The 23,208-nt window shown below is 48.9% G+C and carries 13 protein-coding genes and 1 pseudogene; 4 read left to right on the forward strand and 10 right to left on the reverse strand.

The genetic code is table 11. The annotated features are described in order from the left end of the window. Window positions 1-11: 11 nt before the first annotated feature. The 8 genes from SY83_RS09220 to SY83_RS09255 all read right to left on the reverse strand — a co-directional run bounded on the left by SY83_RS09220 (window position 12) and on the right by SY83_RS09255 (window position 13,476). Complete coding sequence (locus tag SY83_RS09220) at window positions 12-3,206, reverse strand: VPS10 domain-containing protein (protein ID WP_068605977.1); 3,195 nt, start codon at window positions 3,204-3,206, stop codon at window positions 12-14. Further along, a complete protein-coding gene (locus SY83_RS09225; protein ID WP_068605978.1) occupies window positions 3,203-5,419 on the reverse strand; it encodes an S-layer homology domain-containing protein in 2,217 nt (738 codons plus the stop codon). Before SY83_RS09225 ends, SY83_RS09220 begins: the two co-directional genes overlap by 4 nt. Before the next feature lie 120 nt (window positions 5,420-5,539). Beyond that, on the reverse strand, window positions 5,540-7,135 hold the full coding sequence (locus tag SY83_RS09230) for an ABC transporter substrate-binding protein (RefSeq protein ID WP_068605979.1): 1,596 nt from the start codon (window positions 7,133-7,135) through the stop codon (window positions 5,540-5,542). Between the two features lie 45 nt (window positions 7,136-7,180). After that, a complete protein-coding gene (locus SY83_RS09235) occupies window positions 7,181-8,065 on the reverse strand; it encodes a carbohydrate ABC transporter permease (RefSeq protein ID WP_068605980.1) in 885 nt (294 codons plus the stop codon). Window positions 8,066-8,076: 11 nt separating this feature from the next. Further along, window positions 8,077-9,057 carry an ABC transporter permease gene (locus SY83_RS09240; protein WP_068605981.1) on the reverse strand — a complete coding sequence of 327 codons (981 nt, stop codon included), beginning with the start codon at window positions 9,055-9,057 and terminating at the stop codon, window positions 8,077-8,079. Between the two features lie 101 nt (window positions 9,058-9,158). Further along, window positions 9,159-10,763 carry a response regulator transcription factor gene (locus SY83_RS09245; protein WP_068605982.1) on the reverse strand — a complete coding sequence of 535 codons (1,605 nt, stop codon included), beginning with the start codon at window positions 10,761-10,763 and terminating at the stop codon, window positions 9,159-9,161. After that, window positions 10,724-12,577 (reverse strand): cache domain-containing sensor histidine kinase, encoded by a 1,854-nt coding sequence (locus SY83_RS09250; RefSeq protein ID WP_068605983.1) that lies wholly within the window; start codon window positions 12,575-12,577, stop codon window positions 10,724-10,726. Before SY83_RS09250 ends, SY83_RS09245 begins: the two co-directional genes overlap by 40 nt. Then, window positions 12,574-13,476, reverse strand: a complete 903-nt coding sequence (locus SY83_RS09255) for an AraC family transcriptional regulator (RefSeq protein ID WP_068605984.1) — start codon at window positions 13,474-13,476, stop codon at window positions 12,574-12,576. Before SY83_RS09255 ends, SY83_RS09250 begins: the two co-directional genes overlap by 4 nt. Window positions 13,477-13,571: 95 nt before the next feature. Here SY83_RS09255 and SY83_RS09260 point away from each other — a divergent pair, with 95 nt between their 5' ends. Beyond that, entirely contained in the window at window positions 13,572-15,677 is a 2,106-nt protein-coding gene (locus SY83_RS09260; RefSeq protein WP_068605985.1) for an alpha-galactosidase, read from the forward strand. Between the two features lie 76 nt (window positions 15,678-15,753). Here SY83_RS09260 and SY83_RS09265 read toward each other — a convergent pair whose 3' ends face one another. Together SY83_RS09265 and SY83_RS09270 are read right to left on the reverse strand one after the other, a co-directional pair. Beyond that, the gene (locus SY83_RS09265) at window positions 15,754-18,651 is read right to left on the reverse strand and encodes a discoidin domain-containing protein (protein ID WP_068605986.1); all 2,898 of its coding nucleotides are present in this window, start codon (window positions 18,649-18,651) and stop codon (window positions 15,754-15,756) included. 583 nt (window positions 18,652-19,234) lie between these two features. Then, on the reverse strand, window positions 19,235-20,470 hold the full coding sequence (locus SY83_RS09270; protein ID WP_068605987.1) for a beta-galactosidase trimerization domain-containing protein: 1,236 nt from the start codon (window positions 20,468-20,470) through the stop codon (window positions 19,235-19,237). A 114-nt stretch (window positions 20,471-20,584) separates the two neighbouring features. On the opposite strand from SY83_RS09270, the pseudogene SY83_RS09275 reads away from it, so the two are divergent. The 3 genes and pseudogenes from SY83_RS09275 to SY83_RS09285 form a co-directional block, all read left to right on the forward strand. Beyond that, a pseudogene (locus SY83_RS09275) lies at window positions 20,585-21,508 on the forward strand (serine hydrolase domain-containing protein); the annotation flags it as partial. 240 nt (window positions 21,509-21,748) lie between these two features. After that, on the forward strand, window positions 21,749-22,414 hold the full coding sequence (locus tag SY83_RS09280) for a TetR/AcrR family transcriptional regulator (protein WP_068605988.1): 666 nt from the start codon (window positions 21,749-21,751) through the stop codon (window positions 22,412-22,414). Window positions 22,415-22,525: 111 nt separating this feature from the next. After that, entirely contained in the window at window positions 22,526-23,200 is a 675-nt protein-coding gene (locus SY83_RS09285; protein WP_082882425.1) for a pentapeptide repeat-containing protein, read from the forward strand. Window positions 23,201-23,208 lie beyond the last annotated feature (8 nt).

The following is a 23,208-nucleotide window of genomic DNA, read 5'->3' on the forward strand; positions in this document are numbered from 1 at the left end:
CCTTCCCCTTGTTAAGTCGGGGCTGTAATGTACAACCGCACATAGCGGGACTTAAACGGATTTACCTTGCGGTCAGTTACTCCTTGCGTGTTATTCGTGACCGTATCCAGATCGCTCCAATGAACACCATCTGCACTCTGCTGCAATTGGAAGCTCTTCGTGTTCAATGAAGTATCCTCTCCTCCGGAAGAGGCATGCTTAACGACCCATCTGTCCAACGTATAGCTTGCGCCCAGATCAATGGACAGCCACTTGTCACCTGCGGAATTGTCACTCCATTTGCTATTGTTGATCAGTTGACCGTCCACGGCTCTGGCAGCTTCATTAAACGGATTCGCCGCACTGGATTCCGCTTTCTTGTTCCATGCCAGATTCCGCCCGTCTACTTTCTGTAACAGGGGAGGGGTCATAATTAATGTAGAAGCCGTAACTGTTGCGGATGGTTCGCTTTCACCGCCGGTTCCTGTTGAAGTAACATAATAACGATACGAATTTCCTTTAGTTACGGAACGATCCGTATAGGAAGCTGACTGTAAACCGGATGCCAGCAATTCTGGTTGCTCCGCATTCGCTTCGGTCCGGTATATGCTGTACGTACCCGACCCCTGAGACCACAGTATTTCTATCGCATCAGGCGATGGACTTGCAAATATAGCCGAAGGACCCGCCGCTGCCGGCATTGCCGTAACCGTTACCGTGCTCTGTTGCTTGCTGGTGTTCTCAACTTTGTACTCATAGGCAGTGCCGTTTATTACCTGTCGATCCACATAGGAGATGTTTGTAAGGTTCTCCGCAATTTTCGTCCATTCGCCGGCTGAACCTTCCCTTCTGTATACAGTGAAGGTATCCAGCGATCTTGCCGAGCCTTCCAGATATAACCGGCTGCGAATGTCCATATCGGTTGCCGTAACTTGACGGTCTCCGTCCAGATCATAGGTGAGTCGTGTCTGCACCGGCACTTCCGACATTCCATAGGTGGAGTGTCGCGCCAAGTCCGCCACATCCAGCAGCGTTTCTCTTCCGTTACCAAACCATTTCAACGTCACTTCACCGTTACCCGCTGCTGCTTTAAGCGGCTTGGAGTCATATGAAACCGATTCTCCGTACGGAGGAGCAATGCGCCAAAATCCGTAACATATGCTTCCCACATAAACGTACCGATTTTCCGGATGAACACGAATTCCCCATGCTTCCCTGCCCCCGTCTTTCCCAGTCTGAACCACGGATGCTCCGGGTTGTATCGTAAGATTCTCCCAAGTCTGGCCCGCATCGACCGATCGGATCGTGGATACGGTTGCGTTATAGGTGTTCGCCGGTCCCGCCGCATAAACAATTTCGGGTTGCTTCGGATCGATCGCAATCGACCATAGGTGATGGTTTCCATACTGATCGGCAGGCGTCGTCGATGTCAGATCTTGAACCACTTTGGTTACTTGATTGAACTGAAACAACTTATTCTTGGTCACCGCGTACACGAGCTTGTTCTTCCAGTCGTAGGCCACGTCGTTTACCGTACCGTCTACGCTGAATTCTTCTGTCCAGGTTTCCCCCTGATCCGCGGAGGAGACAATTTTATTCCCTTTCCCGCCGTACAATTCCTTCTTACCTTCCGGATCGAAATTATGGATGAATACGCCGTCCGCTCCCTCCATTTTGACCCAAGAATAACCCTGATCGGTACTTCTGTATTCATAGCAAAATAAGATGTTATCATCGTCTGGCGCCCCGTAGGACGTCTCCATTCCGTTGACAACCTTGTCTTTAAACCGGGTAAAGGATTTACCTCCGTCGCGGGTAATGTGAATCGTCTTGGCCATGCCGATATCCCAGTGCTTGGATGCGCCGAACATGACCTTGGGATTCACCATATAGGTGCCGTAGGTCCAGCCGCCCCACTCGAAATCCTGGACATTCGTATACTGCCAAGTAATGCCGCCGTCCGTGGTAAATGCTCCCGCATAATCCTGGGACCCGATGAACAGCAAATCCGGATCCTTCACATTAAAGTTAAAGTTTCCTCCAGGCATGACACCCGGGTTACCGTTATTGGCCCAGCTAAAGTGCAATCCTCCGTCAACACTCTTGGTAATGTAATCCCCGCCGATCGACAGAATCACATTCTCATCTGAAGGATGCCAAGCATATAAGGCAGGGCGGCCGTTGAAAGGCATGAAACTGTTCGTATTGTCCAGCACCGCCTTCGTCCAGGTTACACCCCCGTCATGGGATACGTATTTATCGAATCCATAGGCCCCGTCTGAGACCGTCGTCATCATATAATCCGGGTTTGCCGGACTGACTTTAATGCCGTATTGTCCCCCTCTATCCCCTTCAAATAGTACCGGATACCGCGTCGTCTCTACCTTCTGGAACGTATCGCCGCTATCTTCGGAGAGGTAGATATCCTGACCCGTAATATAATATACACGGTCAGGCGAAGTCGGGATGACATCCAGTCCGCTTAACGGATGCTCCGAAATCCGTGTAAAGGTGGCTCCTTCATCTTTACTGCGGAACAGTCCGTTACCGTTGGCAATATAAATATATCCCTTGGTAGGATGCACCTTCAGAATACCATTGCCAAATTGGTTCGTATTGGGAAGCTCCGTCCAGGTTTCACCTCCGTCCGACGTACGATAGAGGGCCGGGTGTTCTGTCACATTCCCCCACTGTTGTTGTTCATCCGCCACTCTGAGCCAATAAGCGGTCTTCGTATAACCGGCAGTTTCATCAAAGCTGCTGATATCATAAGCCAACTGATCACGTACATCACGGAATCCGCTGATTTCTGCTTTGTAAACATTCTTCCACGTTTGAGCCTGGTCTGTGGAGAGAAACAGACCGTGGTCCGGATGAGGTCCGGAATTGCCCCCGACTAACAGCACCCGGTTCGAATTCCTCGGATCAATGGCCAGCGCATTCCCGCCCCTTGAATTCAACTTGATATTCGCAGGTGCCCAGTTCTCTCCACCGTCCAGCGAACGTAATACTCCCCCCACATCCGTGGCCATCAGAGCAAACTCCCCGCTCTGGGAATCGATTGCCAAAGCTTGCGGCCACTGACTTACTTCGCCGCCCTGAAAGCCGTTGTTCAAAATTTTCTCGCTGACCCAGGGAACATGCTCCCAATGAAGCGCGGAAGCGGGCAACGCGGCGGATACCGAGAGGACAGCCGTTAAGAGCATACTGATGATCTTATTCTTCAAGAGTGTAGACCTCCTTCTAATTGCTGAAGTAATCTAAAGAGGACAACTGCGCATTCTGCGCGTGTCAGCACTTTAGCTGGAGCAAATCGGCCGAAAGCATCTCCGGTTACTATGCCTGCTGCATGCAGCGTTTCGACGCTGGATTTCGTGTAGGTTGCAATGTCTTTATGATCTTTGAAAGCAGGGTATTCGTTGGTTGAAAGCGGGATGTGCATCGCTAGAATGGCTCGATGCAACATAACCGCCATCTCCTCTCGTGTCACCGGGGCGTTTGGCGCGAATCGAGTCGCGGTAACTCCTTCAACTGCGCCTGCTTCATGGGCCGCTGCTACAGCAGAGGTATACCAAGCATTCGTCGGTACATCCTCATATACTGAAGCCATCGGTTGTTGTTTACTTAGATTTAGAGTCTTAACCAGGAGGGAAACCCATTCCGCTCTGGTGACTTCTTGATGGGGCTCAAACTTGCCGTTGCCTTTGCCATGGACAATCCCTTTACCCGCAAGTGCGGACACAGGCAGCTTGGCGTAACCTTGTAGTACATCCTTGAAGGATGTCAGTCGCTGCATCAGTGCATATTGGCCAGATTGTTGTGGATACAGCGTAAATGTTCCGTGTCCTTTGTCAACATGACTCAACACCCATTCGGGAATTTCTGTAATTTCATGGATAAGGAACACGCCCATGAGACCGGGATCCTGATGATCTTGTAACACATAAGGCAATTGGATTTCAAATTGACCGTATCCTCCCTTCATAAAGAGCGGCTGACCAGCTGACTTTAAATTGACTTGAAATGCTGCTGCCTTTGCGGGAAGCTTCTCATTAACCCCTTCAGAAAACTGCAGCTCGATATTCTCATCAGGAGAGACAGCAGCAAACAATTCGGTTCTAAATCGGAACAATGCAACCGGGGTCTGCACACGAATCCATGAGATCCCTTGCTCTTTAGCTTTCAACAACGAAGACGACCGAACCACGATGAACACATTCTCATCGTCTGATTTCATGCCTTCCGCTACAAGGTTGAGTTGCTTCTCTTCCTGCAAGGAAACACCCGCTAGTTCAAACTGGGTTTTCAGCGCTTGAAAGGTTGCATTCACTTGCTCTGTGAGCTGAAGCAATTTCTCATCGCTTAGGTTGACAGTCACTTTGCCTCCCGTTGAGTTGACGGCATCCAGGTGCAGCTTTACATCTTCTTTCAAAATCTTTCTTGCCAAAAGATTCAGTTTCTTTGCCTTATCGGCCTTTGTTAAAGACCTGTCCTGCGCGATCGAGCGAATTTCCTTTTGTGTACCTTCCACCAGATGTACATTGGTTCCCACCACAAGAGGGGGCTGATTGGCGTTGCTGGTGCCGGTGCCGGTACCGTTGCCGTTTCCGTTCCCATTGCCATTGCCGTTACCATTGCCATTACCGTTACCGGTACCGTTGCCATTGCCATTGCCATTGCCGGTACCGTTGCCATTGCCGTTGCCATTGCCGTTACCGTTTCCATTGCCGGTACCGTTGCCGTTGCCGTTGCCATTGCCGGTACCGTTGCCATTGCCGGTACCGTTGCCATTGCCGTTGCCGGTACCGCTCCCATTGCCATTGCCATTGCCGTTGCCATTGCCGTTGCCGTTGCCGGTACCGCTCGCTTCATGTGGCGACTTCAGCATAACCGCCTGCGCTGAACCGGCCTGCAGCACTCCGTTCACCAGATGCACCTGCTCATGAATCCCCAAACTAACCTCTGTTCTCACTTTGGGGGCAAGAACTTCAAATTTCATCTCAGCTGCATAAGTATGTCCTGCTGAATCTATCATTTCCTCTCCCATTCTGCTTAGGATGAATGTAAGCTCGCCTTCTGCTACGCGCCACGTTATGTAGCCGCTAACCTTGCCGTTACCGTCTTTCCATAACCCACGATTCATTGAAACGCTTTCATAAGTCTCATCATCCAAAAATGAAGGCTTAACCAACGCTCCCTCCGTCATCGGCCTCAGAACATCCGCATCATAGTTTACATCAACTCGAAGCGAATACAGGCTCTCGATGGCAGACGTATGAAATTGAACAAGCACCTCGCTGTTTTCGGCAGTGTCCACAATCACTTTATTTCCTTCTGGATTGATAGCGTTGGCGGAGCCCGAAGCGGGATATGCGTACGTAAGAAGAACGATGACACTCAGTAACATCCACAGAACTCGTTTCATTTGAAATTTCCTCATGAGATTCTCCTTTATATTCAGTATAGTTATCGGCCGGCGGCCAACAGAAAAGGGAGCCCGCCGCATGTACTCACGTTGACTCCCTCTCAAGCTTACTTTTTACCGATTACCCTTTACCGATTACTGTTTACCGCTTGCTGCTCTCCATTCATCGTACTGCTTCTGCACCTCCGCCACATACTTATCTATGCCGGCTTTCTTCAATTTCTCTTTCAATTTCGGATAATACTTCTCTGGATCCACGGCTCCCCACCATAACGCATTGTCAAACTCCTTGATGACGTTCTCAATATTAGCGAATTCCGTCTTCACTTTCTCATTATTGAATTGGAATCCGATGCCTTTGGCAGGTGTGGCACTGTTATTGAACGCTTCGAATTTCTTCCATTTCTCCGGATCTTCATTCGGCAATAAATAATTAATATATTGATTGGCGAGAATCCAGTTGTTGCTCACGAAAGGCCACTTGCGATCTTCCACGGGTTGAATAACTTCTTCGCTAACTTTCGTGTAATGCACACCTTCAATACCGAAGTTAAACAGGTTGTTCAGATACTTATCCGTGTTGAGCAACTCCAGAAACATCATGGCTCTCTCCGGATTTTTTGAGGATTTGGATACCGCCATCATCGCGCCGGTAATATCATTAGCGCTGAATGTAGGCGGTGTAAGTTCAATTTGCGCCACTTCGCCGGCTATTCCATTCGCTTTAAGCGCAGCTTCTACTTCCTTGTCCTTGCCTGGTTTCAATTGTTCTGCCCAGATGAATACTTGACCTTTATTCGCATCGTCCTGGGCCGAGCCTTTATACGTTGCAATATCTTTACGAATATACCCTTTCTGATACCAATCTCTTAATACCTTAGGCTGTTCAGGAACTCCCTCTTTCCCCGGAGGCCCGAAGTGGGCAGCATATACCTTATTATCGTCCTTGTGATCCGACAGCGTGGAATATACAAGCGCATGTGGAGCAATAGTCGTTGTCCACTGGAGGATATCGGCCGGCAGTCGGCTGGCACCCAGCGGCGTAATCGTAGGTTCCTTCTCCTTAATGGTCTTCAATAGAGGTTCAATGTCGTAAGGGCTCTTGATGGCGGACATATCGAAACCGTACTTATCGGCAAGATCCTTACGGTACAGATACCCGTAGCTGGCAGCTTTGTCTTTATTAACAGGTACTGCATACAAGTTCCCGTTTACTTTGGCACCGTCCAGAAACTCTTGTGTAAATAACGCCTTGGTTTTTGGAGCGTACTTCTCCATCAGATCATCAATAGGCAGATAAGCTCCCTTAACCGCGTTAGCCCCGTAATTTTTCCAGAAGGCAGTAAAGATAATGTCAAAAGGTTCTTGGGAAGCCATCATTGCGTTTGATCTGCTGTCAAAGCTCCCCCAATCCAGCACCTTGAATTTAATGGTCGCATTAATTTTGTCTTTCAGATACTCGTTAGCAGCTTTCTCAATCTCTTCTGTATCTTTAGGCTGCTCCGGCCCGATGGTATACCAGGTAAGCTCGACCGGTTCCAGCACGGGGGTATCGTTCGTTGTGTTCTCCGTACCCGTTTCCGTCGCCGGAACTTGCTCGGTCTTCTCATTCGCGGGCTTCGTTTCATTGACTTCCTTAACACCGTTACCGTTGTTGTTAGCACACCCTGCGGTCGACACCAGAATCATGATCATGATGAGCAAGCTTAGCCATGTCTTTTGTAATCGCATATCGTTCCCCCAATAAATTTATTTATGCTAACCGAGGATCCGGATTTAGCCTTTGATAGAACCAATCGTAAGTCCTTTAATGAAGTATTTCTGGAAGAACGGATACGTCAGGATAATAGGACCGATCGTGATGATGGCTAACGCCATTCTGGCTCCCTCTTGCGGGATGCCCGCCGCGCTTTGACTAATGTTCAGATTCAAGTTCTGTTGAAGGTATTGCAGATTGGAAAGCACTCTCCAGATCAAATATTGCAGATTGTACAACTTAGGATCGTCAATGAACATCAAGGAAAGATAGTAATCATTCCAATACCCTACGGAGCTGAAGATCGCGATGGTTGCAAGCCCGGGCAAGGACAAAGGAATAATAATCTGGAAGAACGTTCTCCACTCGCCGGACCCGTCAATTTTGGCGGATTCAATCAGTTCGGGAGGAATGGTAGTCTGAAAAAACGTGCGTAAGATGATGACAAAGAACGAATTCATCACAGACGGAAGAATCAAGGCCCAGATGCTATTCTTCAGATCGAGGTATTGGGTACAGACGATATACCATGAAACCATGCCCCCGCCGAACAACATCGTGAAGAACAGGATAAACGCGAACCAGCCTCGAAGTTTGAGGTCCTTGCGGGAGAGCGGATAGGCATATAACGCGGCAACCATGACAGAAAGCAATGTTCCCGTCACGGTTACGAATATGGTTACCATATACGCGTTAACGATGCCCGAACCCATCTGTTCGATGACCCGGTAGGCTTCAAAGCTGAATTGATTCGGAATTAACCGGTAACCATGACTTGCAATGGATTTCTCATCGGTTATGGATATCATGGCAATCAGAAGTAACGGCACCAGGCAGGCAAGAGTCAACACGATAAATACAAGGTGAAACAGGATATTGGTACTGCGGGAAATGCTGTTATGCATACGAAATCCTCCTAGAACAACGCGTTATCCTTATTGATTTTTCTGACAAAGTGGTTCACCGATAGGATCAGCACGAATCCAACCACCGACTGAAAGAAGCTTGCCGCAGAAGCCATACCAATATCACCCAGAGTCATTAAGGAATTATAGACATAGGTATCGAGTACTGCTGTCGTATTCCGAATTAAACCTTGATTCAAGGTTACATTGAAGAACAATCCGAAATCAGCGCTAAAGATGCGGCCTAAAGAGAGAATCGTCAGAATAATCATTAAAGGCGCAAGCATAGGGATCGTAATATAGCGGATTTGCCTCCACTTGCTGGCTCCGTCTATGGAAGCGGCTTCATAATAGGATGGGTCGATTCCGCTCAATGCGGCCAAGTACACAACCACACCGTTCCCTGTATATTTCCATAGATTAAAGAAGGTCAGAATGTAAGGCCAATACTTGCTTTCCTGATACCAGAATACCGGGTCATAACCCAATGGCTCCAGAATCACTTTGTTGATAAATCCATGTTCAGGCGACAGGAACGCGTATACGACATAGCTGACGACTACCCAGGAAAGAATGAACGGCAGGAACATCGCGGTTTGATAGAATTTGGCCCATTTCTTATTCCATAATTCAAACAGGCAGATCGCTAAGGTTACGGTTACAGTCAACCCCAATACGATAAATAACAGATTGTACAGAACCGTATTGCGAATAATGGTATAAGCGTCTTGTGTCTTGAATAAATACTCAAAGTTGGCAAACCCTACCCACGGACTTCCAAAAATCCCGTCGGTATAATTCACATTCTTAAATGCGATGATAATGCCGAACATGGGCAGATAATTAAACGCCAGCAATAACAGCAATCCCGGCACAAACATGAGATAGAGGCTGTAATGAGCGCGCAGGTCCTTTCGCAACTCGCCGCGTTTACTGCGTTTCACAACCGTATGGTTCGCCGGGCTGCTGGATAATTCTGTGGATGTGTTCAAGCAGGAATTTCCTCCAATCTGTTTCTACTGACCTCACACTTGATTCTATCGATAAAGGCCAGTCATTACAGGGACAATATTATATCTTCGCACCCCACATTCTAAACCTTGTGCCTGCCGGTCTCTTTCAACTGTTTAATGCCAAGCTTGTATTGCTGGAACGTCATGCCTTCCAATCTTTTGAAAATCTGATAGAAATACTTACTGTTGACATACCCCGCTTCATGCAGAATATCCAGGATCTTACCTTGATCGCGCAGCACCATTCTCTTGACATTGTCAATCCGGATCTTATGTACATAATCATTGAAATGAACGCCGGTTTCCTTCCTGAACAGCCTGCCCAAATAAGCGGGATTCATATAGAAAATACCTGCCATCATCTTTAAAGTTAAATCCTCATGATAGTGTTTCTCTATGTAGTCTTTAATTCTCACCACCACATCCGCGGAACGGTCCTCAAGCTGATGCAGAATGACAGAGCTTACCTCACGGCAGCACGATATCAACATCCGTTCCCAACCAGACGATGCGGTCCAATCGACAGTTCTTAGCCAATCTTGTTGATGGTTCGTGTTCCCTTGATGCTTCCTGACCAAGCGTTGGAGACCGTAGCGTATACTGTACATCATGCCTTGGCGCAAGGATTCTTGAGCCTGTTTCACCTGCAGCTCGGTCGACAACTTCATAATCTCCCGTTCGATCTCTATGATGTTCCCTTCCTCAATCGCCTTAAGCAAGAGTTCATAATCCCAGACGAGACCGATTTCCATACGCGCCAGATCTTCCTGTTGCCCGTAGAAGAGCAGCATGAACGACTCCTCCTTCCAAGCAGGTCTCCGGTCCAGCGCCTGTTGGGCCTGCTTCTTGGAATGAACGAGTTGATCCGGCGTGTCGACAGGCAGCCCGAATCCTACCGCAAGCTTCGCTCCGTAGTACTGAAACATGGTGGTACAAGCTTGCCTCATGCATTCGGAGACCGCTTCGCTGTGCAGTCGGGAGGAGGAGAGAATCATGCCGAGCGCGTTGTCCGGATCTTCATATACAATGCCAAGATTATACCTTTGCAGGTATTCCTGCAGAATATTGCACAAACCGTATTGGATCACCCTTGCGTCATGCAGACTCCGATTGACAATGTGTTGATAATTCGTAAATTCGATTAAGCCGACAAGGTGCTTTCCGTCTGGAACCGTCAGAGCATCCAGTCCGAATAAGACAGATTTACGATTTATTTCATGCTGGGGCACTTCTCCGCAAGTGAGTCGGAACAGAAAGTTGGTGCGAGCGGCCAATTGGGTTTCTCTTCGCCATGCCTGGTCCTGATAGAGGGTATCAAATTCATGACGAATCATCGTAATTTGTTCCGTGAGCTCCGCTTTATCCACAGGTTTAAGAAGATAGCCTTTAACGCCGTAGGCCACAGCCTGTTTGGCATAGGAGAAATCACCATAACCGCTGATAATGATATATTTCAGCAGAGGGTATTGATTTTTGGCATGCTTGATGAAGGCCAGGCCGTCCATCTCAGGCATTTTGATATCCGAAATAACCAAGTGGTATGTTCCTTCCTTTAAGCGTTGAAGCCCCTCCTCCCCGTTCCTTGCGACGGCCTTAATTCGGAAACCGTGTTGTTCCCAGTCCAGAATGTTCATGAGGTACTCGATTACCAAAGGCTCGTCTTCTGCGATAAGAAGGTTGTACATGTGGGATCAACTCCTTCATTCTGACTTTCGTCCTCTTCCAAGATGAGCGGTAACCGAATATCCACAATCGTAAATCGATCAGGTTCACTCTCCATGGTTAATCCAAACTCGCCGCCGTAAGCCAGTTGAATACGCTGGTGTACGTTGCGCAGTCCCATGTGGCAACTCGGTCGATCTAAACCGGCGGCATTCATTTCTTTAGTCACTTGCGCCAACCGAATCTTCCCCATCCCGCCGCCGTTATCATAGATTCGAATCGTAAGTGTGTCTTCGATTAGGACCGCGGTCACCTCAATTGTTACGGAGCGTTGTAATGTTTCCAATCCGTGTTGAACGGCATTCTCCACTAACGGCTGGAGTATAAATTTAGGCATAATGCAGTTCACCGGCACCTGCTGTACATCAACATGATACTGAAGACGTTCCTGGAATCGAAGCTTCTGGATGGCCAGATAATCTTTAGCAAGCTCCGCTTCACATGCCAAAGTTACCATATCGTTGTCCCATTCCAGACTGCGGCGGAACAGCCTTGCCAACCTTCCCACCATGTCGCTGGACAATTCGTCGCCCCCTTTCAGCAGATGACCTTGTATGGATTGCAGCGTATTGAACAGAAAGTGAGGATTGATTTGGCTCTGCAATGCTTTAATTTCCGCTTCCTTCTTGTGCACCTCTGCCGTGTACACTTCCGAAACCAGATAGTCCATTCGCTGAACCATATGGCGGAAGCTCCGGGACAACTCGCCGATTTCATCACCGGCTTGGTCTTGGACGAACACATGAAAGCGGCCTTCCCGAATGGTGGACATGTTCCGTACCAATGCCTTCAGCCGCTTGGTCAGCTTACCGGAGAAATAGAACATCAAAACAACGGCAGCAAGAATACTTGTGCATACGACGGCAAGACTCTGCCGAACAAGGTCATAGAATGGATTCAGTGTCGTTCCCGGAGAGGAGATGGAGACAAGAGCCCATGGTTGATCCATCATGTGAGAGCCGAATTGCTGGTATAGCAGTTGGTTCCCTGCGTGCTCAAATTCCGCGTGACTACGGTCTCCTAGAACCCTGCCGCCTTCCCATAGCTCCCCCAGTACCAATGAAGAACCTATGGTTTCCCGCTCGGAAGCAGCTGAGAGCACTCGCCCATCACCGTCGATAAGGAAAATACGCTTATTGCGATTTTTTCCCTCTTCGGCAATTAAGGTGTGCAGCTCTTTTTCCGGGATATCCATACGAATAACTGTTGTGTACTTCTCCATAAAGGATATTTTGCGAACCAGGATGATGTGGGACTCCCCGTCGTTCTTCTGCAGGCCCCCTGTACTGATTTTTCCGTTGGCGGCAATGGCGCTGCGGTACCATGCTTCCGATTGGACGGTCTCGTTAATGTCATAAAAAACATGATCATCCTTGAGAATAGTCGGATTATTGCTGTAGAACCGCACCTTCACGTTCTTTCCCAAAGCATAAAATTGATTGGAGTATTCTGTGGCGAGATTCTTCAATTGCTTATATAGATCAAAAAAATCTGTAGTCTTCGGAAACTCTATAGATAAATAATCCATCAGCTGCTGATCAAAGAGGGTGCTGTCTGTAAATTTAATATAAGTTTCCAGTTCATTGGTCAGATTGGCTGTTGCCTGCTTAAAAGTGATTCGATTCTCATAGCGATGCTGTTCGACAACGATGCTCATCGTCCGTTGAACAAATAAGTATCCGATCACAGCTACCGGAATCATGACGACAATACAATAGGAAAGCAGTAACTTATGCCGCATTTTTAGATTCATCGTAGAGAATATTCGTCTGCTCATCGTTGAATCACCTGTGGAAAAGCGCCGTCTGCTGCCGAGTGAACGCGGCTCATCCGGTATGCTGTAGGCGTCATTCCGAATCTGGCCCTGAAGGCTTTACCGAAATAGCTGGCATTCTCGAACCCGCTGGTTACAGCCACTTCGCTGACCTGACGCTCTTCTTCTACTAACGCGCGTGCGGCTTGAGCCAGCTTCAGCTGTTGTACATACGACATGGGGGCAATGCCGAATCGCTTTTTGAACATCTGACACATATAAACTTTGGATAGATGGGCTACCTCGGCCATGCTGTCCAGACACAGTCGGGGATCCGTGTAATGAATGTCAATATATTGTTTAAGCAGATCCACGGAATCTTGACCTGACTCATGAGAAGGGAAATGCTCATTGTGCCCCGCCGGTTGGCTTTGTCTCAGCAACAGCAGGATCCATTCATATAAGCTGCAAGAAAGCGCATAAGGATCCTTTTTTTCGCCCAGGGATAGTTCAGCAAGCATTTCCTTCATTCTGAGAATAGGTTCGGAATCCAGCGGCAAGGTTACAATATGCCCCCATTCGCGTATGAATCGGATCCAATACCGATAGGCATCGGCACCGGACGCCTGAAGCCACAGGAAAGACCAATGGTCCGAGGTATCCAAATCCACGTAGTATTTCACGCGCTCCGGAAAGATCAGCATCATCGCTTCCCCCGGATTAATCGTTCGAACGACTCCATCCTTTTCAAGTTTCCCTTGGCCTGACAATGTATATTGAAAAACTACACTTCGGTCCTTCCTAAGCAGGCCATCCCACTGGTAAGTCCCGCACCGCTCTTCGGCGTATCCCATATATTCCAGCTGCATCCACCCCGCGGGCCATGAAGGATTGCGCAGATTATAGCTGACAGGTTCCATCATAATGTACTATCCTCCCCATAAGAACTTACTATTGTCGCTCTTGTTGCCCTTGGGCTATGCTGATTTTACACACTTTCAAGGAAGAGGCGAGGCTATTGACACCGATCCAGTTCGGCAATGATCACGTAACGATTATTTTGTCAGATCATCATGAAGGTTTATGGGCTTACCGTGTTGCAGCTGAAGACATTACCATTCCTGTATACGCGCCGCGGATTCAACTGAACGGCACCGATATCCAATGTGATGTTAAACAGTTTCAACTAAATAATAACGAACCCCTGCTTCTCCCCAATGGATCCGTCGAATATCAGGTTACCGGCCCGGTTACAGTGCAGCCCTCCCTGTTCCTCACCATTACTTTCCGCATCGCTCCGACAAGTCCTGTAATCCGCTTCAAATACACCTTTAGCAGCACAGGGTTACTGCACATGACGAAGACGAACGGCTCCGATGAACTCGATTATTTCTCCTACAATTTGAAACATTTTCAACCTACGGAAATTCGGCTCTCGGACTATAACGAGCTTGTGCACAGCTACACTTTAAGCGAACATCGGGTTCAGCCAAGTTGGTTCAAGTATGAGCGGATGTTAATGGGACCGCTGCTGGCTGCGGAGGATGGCAGCCATACCGTCTTGTCAGGTTACGAGCACGGTTCCCAGTACCCGGATATGTATACGGGATTTCAACTTCATTCGGATTATACCGTGACTGTAAGCGCGAAGAAGGGCAATTATCCGAACTTGCATGCACTTCATCCGGAGGAATCCTATACTTCCATATGGTTTCAGTTCGCGGTCGTGCGGGGTTCCCTTAAAGAGATGGAACACTGTTACCGAACGTTCATCCTGGAGGATATCAGTCTGTGCAATGCATCCCGCAAGCCGTATATTTATTACAATACATGGGCTTATCAAGAACGTAACCGGCATTGGAACCGATCCAAGTATCTGGATTCCATGCATCTGGAACGGGTTCTGAATGAAATTGACACGGCTGCCGGGTTAGGGGTTGAAGTCTATGTCATTGATACAGGATGGTATGAAAAGACCGGTGACTGGAACGTTGATTTGACCCGGTTTCCGGACGGTCTGCAAACCGTCAAGGCCCGATTGGACCAATACGGGATGCAGCTCGGACTGTGGTTTGATCCCAAGGTCGCGGCCGTCTCCAGCCAAATTCTGAAGGATCATAAGCATTGCGCTGTTTCCAAAAATGGAATCGAACCACCTCCTTTCGCGGTATGGGAAACCGAACTCAGCCAGCGGATGTGTCTTGTCAGCGAATATGGGGACGCCTTCGCCGACCATCTGATTCGGTTACATCAAGAATTAGGCGTAACCTACTTCAAGTGGGATGCGGTAGGTCAGTACGAATGTGACGCAGCCGGTCACGGACACGGTTCATTGACTGATTCCTATGAAGAGCGGGAACAATCCTTCGCTTTCCGGTTGGCGACAAGGCTGGGTGAATTGGCCGAGAGAATTGCCCTCGCTTGTCCGGGAGCCATTATTGATCTTGATGTTACGGAAAGTTATCGCTCCTTCGGACTTTCCTTTCTCACGGCAGGCAAGTATTTCCTGGTGAATAACGGACCCTATTTCCCTAATTATAATGTTCCCGCCGATGAGAAGGACCCTTATTATAATTACAATCTTTTCTTTTATCCGGGTCCAGCAAGAGGATGGATCTGCAGAACACCGCTTACTTATGACAAATGGATACCTTCCGTACTGTTGCTGACCCATTATCTTCCTGATGATCCTGTAACCAACCAAACCGTTAATATAGCTTCGCTCATCTTGGGACAGAACGGACTCTGGGGCGATCTGCTTGGCATTTCTCAAGAAGGCGTATCGTATATCGCCTCCTTGCTGGGCATGTATAAGCAAATCCGGGAGGATATGACCGCTGCCCCGTTGCTTCAAACCGGACAGCCCGGAACCAACCCGGAAGTCTATGAGAAGGTAAATCCCGTAAGCGGACGCGGCGCCGTGGTTCTGTTCGCTAACTCATTCGGACAGCCTTTTCATAAGGCTCGTAACGTTCAACATACTTACATCACCCGGAACATCGTTCACGAAGCGGTATGGTGTACACCCGGAGTGCTTGTGTCCATTCAGGAAGACGGATATGCCGTCATTCAAGCCGAGTTTAATGAGCCCGGCGCAGCCATCATATTCTTTGGCGTTCATTAGCTGTGAAGCAGCGTCTGTTCCCGGTAAACAGAAAACAGAGTCCGCGCGGAGCGCGGACCTGTCTGTAAGCGGCATTCTACAAGGTCGAATTGTGTGCAAATACATCTTTGATGGACCACCAGTTTCCGGCATTCCCCGTTTGGAGAATCCGGACATATCGGGCTTGTTGTAATGCGAAAGTAGCCGTAACATATTGACCGTTACCCGTACCTGTTGCTATCGCACTTCCCCAATTGGCACCGTCGCCCGAAACCATGATCTGATAACCTCGGGGATAATCTCCGGACGCGTTGGCTCCGGTGTCCAGAACCAATTTGTTCATCGAAACCGTTTGTTTCATATCCACGACAAACCACATACCGTTCGACATGGATGCCCCGCTCTGCCAGATATTATCCGGTTTACCGTCAACCGCCTGCCAGGCGTCGCTGTTTCGGTGGGAAGCCGTGGCCGTCCATCCTGTACGATCCGCCAGCTGAAACGAGTCGGGCATATAGACATTTAATTCACTGACCGTCCACCACCACCCTGTACTGCCGGTTTGTATCACCTTAATATACCTTGCTTTCTGCGCCGCGAATGTGATGGACGTCATAGCCCCGTTGCCTGTGCCGGAAGCTACCTTCGTCCCCCATTGCGTACCGTTGACGGATACATACACTTCATAACCTCGCGGGTAATCGTTGTTGGAACTGCCTGTATCCAATACCAGTTGATTAAATCTCTTCTCTGATTTCATGTCGATCACCAAGCTGTGCCCGTTGGACTGGGAAGCACCGGACTGCCATGCCGTGCCGGCATTACCGTCTATGGCATTCCCCGCAGGATGGTAAGCTTCGGTAGGCGTCCCTGTAACTGTCCAGCCGGAACGATTCAGCGCGCTTGTTGCCGAGGAAGGTGCTGCGATTTTCCAGACACCATAACACACCGTACCAACCCAGGCTTCCCTCGTGAGAGGATGCACCCGAATTACATAAGCTTCATGACCGCCGTCTTTACCAAACTGCGTGTTGTTTAGCCTTTTGCTGCGGGTAAGTGTGGTCCAGGTTTCACCGCCGTCTGTGGAACGGACAACCGAAGTATCCGTTTGATAGGTGTTGGCGGCACCTGCCACATAAACAATGCTCGGATCCACAGGATCGACCGCAACCGACCGCATATGCCGGTTACCGAATTGATCCGCGGGCATATTCTCCTTTAATTCATCCAGTAAACCGGTATTCAGATCATACTTATACAAAGTACTCCACTCATTCACAATGTACAATTGGTTTCGGATGTGATCGTACGCCAAGTCCCGGATGTTAACATTGTTAAATGTATACAATGTTTGCCAAGTTGCTCCTTTATCGGTGGACCGCACAATGCCTGTTCCGTTCGTCCCGTACAATTCTTTGTTCCCGACAGGGCTATGCGTCAGAACACCAACACAATTCACCATGGGTGTCCAAGAGATACCACCGTCGGTGCTTCTGTGGTTCCAGGCGAAGAGAATGTTGGCATCTGTCGGATCCCCGTAAGATGTATCGAGTCCGCTTAGTTGAATTCCCGTGTTAACCACAGTAGTTCCGCCGTTTCTGGTGATCTTGAGATACTTGGGACCGCCGTAGTTATTTACATCAGGAACACCTCCGTAATAGATTTGTGCGGAAGCCGCATAACCGCCGTACACCCAGCCGCCCCAATATTCGCCCAGAAGACCCGATCTGGCCCAAGTCGCACCCCCGTCATTCGTAAGCATGCCGTCGTAATCCTGCGAACCAATATACAACAGATTCGGATTGAAGACGTTAAAGGCGAATTTTCCGCCGGTCATAATGCCTGTGTTGCCGTTGTTAGCCCAGGCCCAGTTAGCCCCGGAGTTGGTAGTCCGCATGATGAAATCACCGCCGAATGACCATGCTTTGGCTGAATCAGTCGGATGCAGCGCGAGCACAACAGGACGGTTGTTATTCGGAATCCAACTGTTCGCTGCATCATCTGTGCCGACACTCCAATTAGCTCCCCCGTCTGTTGTGTAATACCTTTTCCAGTTATAGCTTCCCTGATCAGACCCGGTAATGAGCTTATTCGGGTCGGCTGAACTCGCTTTCAGATTGAACGGACTTGGCGGGAACGATGCCGAATTTACCTTCGTAAATTGTTCGCCGCTGTTGGTTGATTTGTAGAGGCCATCGGATTTGGTCAAATAAACTACATTTTCACTGCCGGTTTTATGGACAACATCCATCCCAGTAATCGCGCCACTCAACTTGATCGTGAACGTTAATCCTCCGTCGTTACTCTTATAGAATCCGTTTCCGTTGGCCGCATATACAGTTCCAGCCGAAGGATGAACACGGATGATTCCGCCGGCATAAGCCGCTGTACTCGCAAGCTCCTGCCAGTTCTGTCCTCCATCCGTTGATTTGTATATCGCAGGATGAATTTCGGGTGTCCCCCATTGAGGCGCATCGTTCTCAATCCTTGACCAGTACGCCGTCTTCGTATAGCCCAGATTAGCGTCGTAGCTGGCAGGGTCGTAGTCCAACTGATCACGGATATCACGGAAGCCGCTGATTTTGGCCCCTTTTACAAGGCTCCAGCTTTGCGCTTTGTCTGTTGATAAATACACGCCGTTCCAGTCCATCGGACCCGATCCCGCTCCGACGGCGAGCACCCGGTTCGCATTCGCGGGGTCAAAGGCGAAGGAAGAAGCCCCAACCGAATGTAATCCGATATTGGCCGGCTCCCATTGCCCGCCTCCGTTCGTACTTCGATAAACGCCGCCCACATCCGTACCGTACATCATAAAGTTGGGATCCGCTTTGGAAATCCCGATGGCTAACGGCCATTGTCCTCCTTCCCCGCCGGTATTGCCTGAGTTCAGTATCGCTTGGGAGACCATGGGCACCGCTTGCCAACTTTCGGCTGAAGCGCTTACAGGAAACAGAAACAGAAGCACTAAGGACATCAACCACTTGATCTTCCTCAACCTGACATCTTCCTCTCCACAATCAACTTTTTGTCAATCTGGATCACCTGACGTACAACCAACGTTATAAGTTCAATCCCCCTCTCATCCCAATCTGCCCTCTAGTACACGAGGGTTACTTTTATTGTATCTGCTGTATACCTCCAGTTCAGGTGCCTAACTGTACTTCGAGGACCGTAAATTACACCTGTTTACGCACGCATCGTCTTCATAAAATAACATCTATCGAGGCCTGTCAGGATGGGCGACTGCGTATCATGTTGTTTGGTCAACTGCCACGTTATTACATGCATTTCAGCGCCGATGCTGGGTTATCCCGAAGAATCAGGTGGAAATAATTCAGTTCCGATGCTGGTTATCCCTATGAATATGGTGAAAATTATATTATTCTTCGATCACACCACTGAGCCTTCGGCCGCAATCCAGTTTTTTCGATCACACCACGGAGCCTTCGGGATAACCCGGCATTCCAGTCCAAAATAAATATCACGACAACTCTAAAGAAGTGTAACTCTAGTTAAATGTTAATAAACCGAAAAGCTCCATACTAAAGTAACTTCACTTTAATACGGAGCCGACAGTTCTAGTATTCGATCACGATCATCTGATGACATTCCATACTCGGCACGGTGTAACTCACATAATTACCGCTTACCTTGTACGGAAGCTTAATCATCTGCGGGGCAAGATAGACCTCCTTTACGTCAACGGAGCCTACTTTAACGGCCGCTTTCACATTATAGATCGGGACGATATCCTCAATAATCTCCACACCGTTTCCACGCTTTACAGGAGAGGCATAAAGTAAATGCTGTACATAACGTTGATGCTCTTCCTGATGCTGCAACGTGGTCACGCCTTGCGCGGGCAAGTTCGTTGTCACTGTAATCTCATCCGATAACATCCGTTTCAATGCATATAACACAATTTCCTTCAATACGAGACTGCCCTTTGTAGCGTAATCCTCAAACACATTCCAGGCCAGATAAATGCCGTTGCTGCTTTCAACCATCCCCGGACCTGCGCTGTTAAGCGTGCTTGGGCTATGCTGATGCGAACAGAAGGTGAATATATCCCGGTTAAAATACGAATTCTCAACATCTCCCAGCACCGTTCCGCTTTCAGTTCGTTCCACATTCTGCCCTTTTCCATACATAACGAAGGAGGATTTCCCCAAACTTTCCAGTTCAAAATAGGGCTTGAAGTAGCTCGGTCTATATTGATTTTCGCCCAGCCGTTTGACGCCAAGATCCAAAGCGAGTTCTTGTCCGTCCGTCCGAAGACCCGATGCGCCGGAAGCCAGAATTTTGCCGCCTGCCGATAGGTAAGGGGTTAACTTTGCTTCCAGAACCGGCGTGATTTGGATTCCGTCAGGTAGGATGAGCACCTTATAGTTACTAAAATCGGCTTCCAGATCAAGCACATCAAATAAAATGTTTCCTTCCAGCAGGATTCGTACAGCTCCTGAATCGGATTCACTTGTATACTCGGCCTGCGTTTCAGGAGTATGTATGCCGGCCGCTTCAACGGATAACAAGCCCACATCCGCGACATTCTTTACGTTCTCGCACCATGGTTCCTTCTCCGCCACCTCGCTGTAAGCCTTCCCAATGAGTGTATAGGTTGCCTCATCCATTAATCCTAGGGGATGAAGCTGATCGCCTATCGAGCATCGGGCACCATTGGCTAAGCTTAAAGAAGTCTCATAGCGCAGGGCATTCGGATGCTTGTAACCTCCGAATTCACCCCAGAAGGTATGAAATTTCCCCGTCATCCCCAGGAAGTCCATGCCGAGCCGTTGAGCGTAACGAGCCGACAACGGAAAGTGGTCATACCCCCACCCCCCGGTTGGTAAGGATTCCAGCTCGAGATGCGTATTTAAATGTGCAAGGTCGCGTCTGCCTCTGCGAATGTGTCCTCCGTTATGAAATAGCTCGCTAACCGGCAGGTACTTAAACAGGCGGACGGACCGCTCGACGAAACCGTGCCCGCACGGCGGCCGATCACCGTTCGAGATCTGCTGACCTCCACGTTCGGGCTAGGTTTGGATCACGCAGCGATTGGCACCCCGATTATGACCGCGATCTTGGAGCAGGGGATCTTCCCGGGTTTGGCGGAGGTGCCCGAACAGGACGAATGGATGCGCCGCCTAGGCACACTCCCATTGACCCACCAGCCCGGAGAGCGCTGGCAGTATCACATCAGTAACGACCTGCTATGTGTGCTCGTCTCCAGGGTCACCGGTCAGACGTATGAGTCCTTCCTGCGTGAACGCATCCTGGATCCACTAGGGATGAAGGACACCGGCTTATATGTGCCTGAGAGTAAGATCGATCGGCTGCCACCTAGCTACTACCCCGACCCTCAAACCGGGCAGTTCCATCTATGGGATGAGGCAGCAGGGGGACGCTATAGTAAGCTTCCGGCGTTACAGTCAAGTGATCTGGTTTCGACCGTCGACGATTATCAAGTGTATTTCCAAATGCTGCTGAGCCAAGGAATGCATGGAAGTGAGCGAATTCTTTCTCGGCCTGCCGTCCAGCTGATGACTACCAACCGACTCATGCCCGAGCAACAGGCAGCCCGAACCGCCATGGCCACCAACAACGTCCATGTGTCATTCGGCCAAGGACAGCAAGGAGGTTGGGGCATGGGAATGGCAGTACGTACCTACCGCGGAGACTATGCGCCTATAGGCCAGTTCGGTTGGGATGGAGGAACAGGCACTACGGCGTATGCCGACCCGGAACATAATCTCTTTGGAGTCCTGCTCACTCAGGTTGGGATGTCCACGCCGGCTTCGGCAAGGGTAATCCAAGATTTCTGGACTACAATTTATCAGGTCATAGAGGACTAATTATAGAGCAGCACAACGGAAACCGGGGGAGAATCCCTCGGTTTTTTTTACTGTGTGCGCAGCTCCTTTCAGTAAGAGCGATAGGAAAATGGTTAGATACCTGGAGAACATCATCGCCTAGGAGGTGATACAAAACCCCCTCAAAAAAAATCTAATAATTTTGTTTTTAGGTGTTGACATTAAAAGAATGATCAGATATAGTTGTTACATACCAACCGAATGTATGAAAGGAGAAAGCAAATGGCCAGGAATAAATATCCTGAAGAAACAGTCAACCAGATTCTAACCGTATCTCTTAACCTGTTCATCCAGAAGGGATACGAGCAAACCTCCATTCAGGATATCATCAACGAGTTAGGCGGGCTGACCAAAGGGGCAGTTTACCATCACTTCAAGTCGAAAGAGGAAATCTTACAGGCCGTCACTGAGCATTTGTTCAAAGGTGTTGACGAGATGCTGTCCGGTGTTCGGGACGACAATGGGCTGACCGGTTTGGAAAAGCTGCGCAAGATTTCCCAGGTCTCACTCGACAATCCCGCCCATGACGAAATGGCATCGGCGGCGCCGAACCTCTTACGCAATCCGAAGCTATTGGCGGCACAGATCGAGAACATCATTGAAAAAGCCGTACCCCTGTATATCCAGCCCATCATCGAGCAGGGGATGCGAGACGGTTCGATCCGAACCGACTATCCAAGGGAGCTTAGCGAAGCGTTGATGATTCTCACCAACATCTGGCTAAACCCGATGGTTATCCCTGCTTCGCCCGAGGCGGTGCTGCGAAAGTTAAGATTTTTCAACGAAATATTGAAAGGTCTGGGGCTTGAGCTGTTCGAAGAGCAAATGTTTCAACGATACGAGAAACTGCTACGTATGTCAGCTAGTAAAGTCAGCATAGAAAACTAAACTGCCGAGAGGCAGCTTATTTTTAAAACTATTCATACCATCGGTTGGTATGAATAGTAGATCCAAGTTCAAAGAGCATGTCAAAAAAACTTATTATGAGGAGAAGTGAATATGATGAATAAGAAAATGAACACCCGCTCAATGGAGCAGCAAGTTGTGACTAACTTTAGCGGCAGTAACCTGGTAAATAGCGACCTTGGGGGCGTTAAGGCTCATAAAGGACAGTTTAATCACAGCGCGCTGCATAGCTCCGACTTTTCTGGCGCGGATTTGACGGGAAGTTCGTTTAAGAGCAGCGATGTACGCAATGCCAACTTTGACGGCGCGAATCTGACGGACTGCAGCTTCTTAGCACTGGACCTTTCGAAAGCAAGCTTTAATAAGTCGATACTTGTAAGAACCAATTTCAACAGCTCCCAGCTTGACGGAGCTACATTCACGGGAGTTAGACTGAAAGACGTCACGTTAACGACGACCGATCTGAAAACAACGAAATTCAAAGACTGTTTATTTGATGGGGTTGACTTCAAGTACGCCGATCTGAGCGGGCAGCGTTTCGACGGACAGACGTTTATCGGGGTGAAGTTTGACCGAGCAGCATTAAGCAACACTTCGTTCAAGGGCGCCACATTAAGCAATGTTTCTTTCCACCCAGGGTTTACTTTGACTAAAAAGTACTATCGCTTAATCAAAACGATCTGCTTTGACGGGGCGACGATGGATAAGCTGACCTATGCTGCGCTCAAAGGCATGGAAGCCAATTTGTCAAAAGTTACAGTTAACTAATATAAGGG

This window comes from Paenibacillus swuensis, assembly GCF_001644605.1.
Taxonomy (GTDB): Bacteria; Bacillota; Bacilli; order Paenibacillales; family DY6; genus Paenibacillus_N; species Paenibacillus_N swuensis.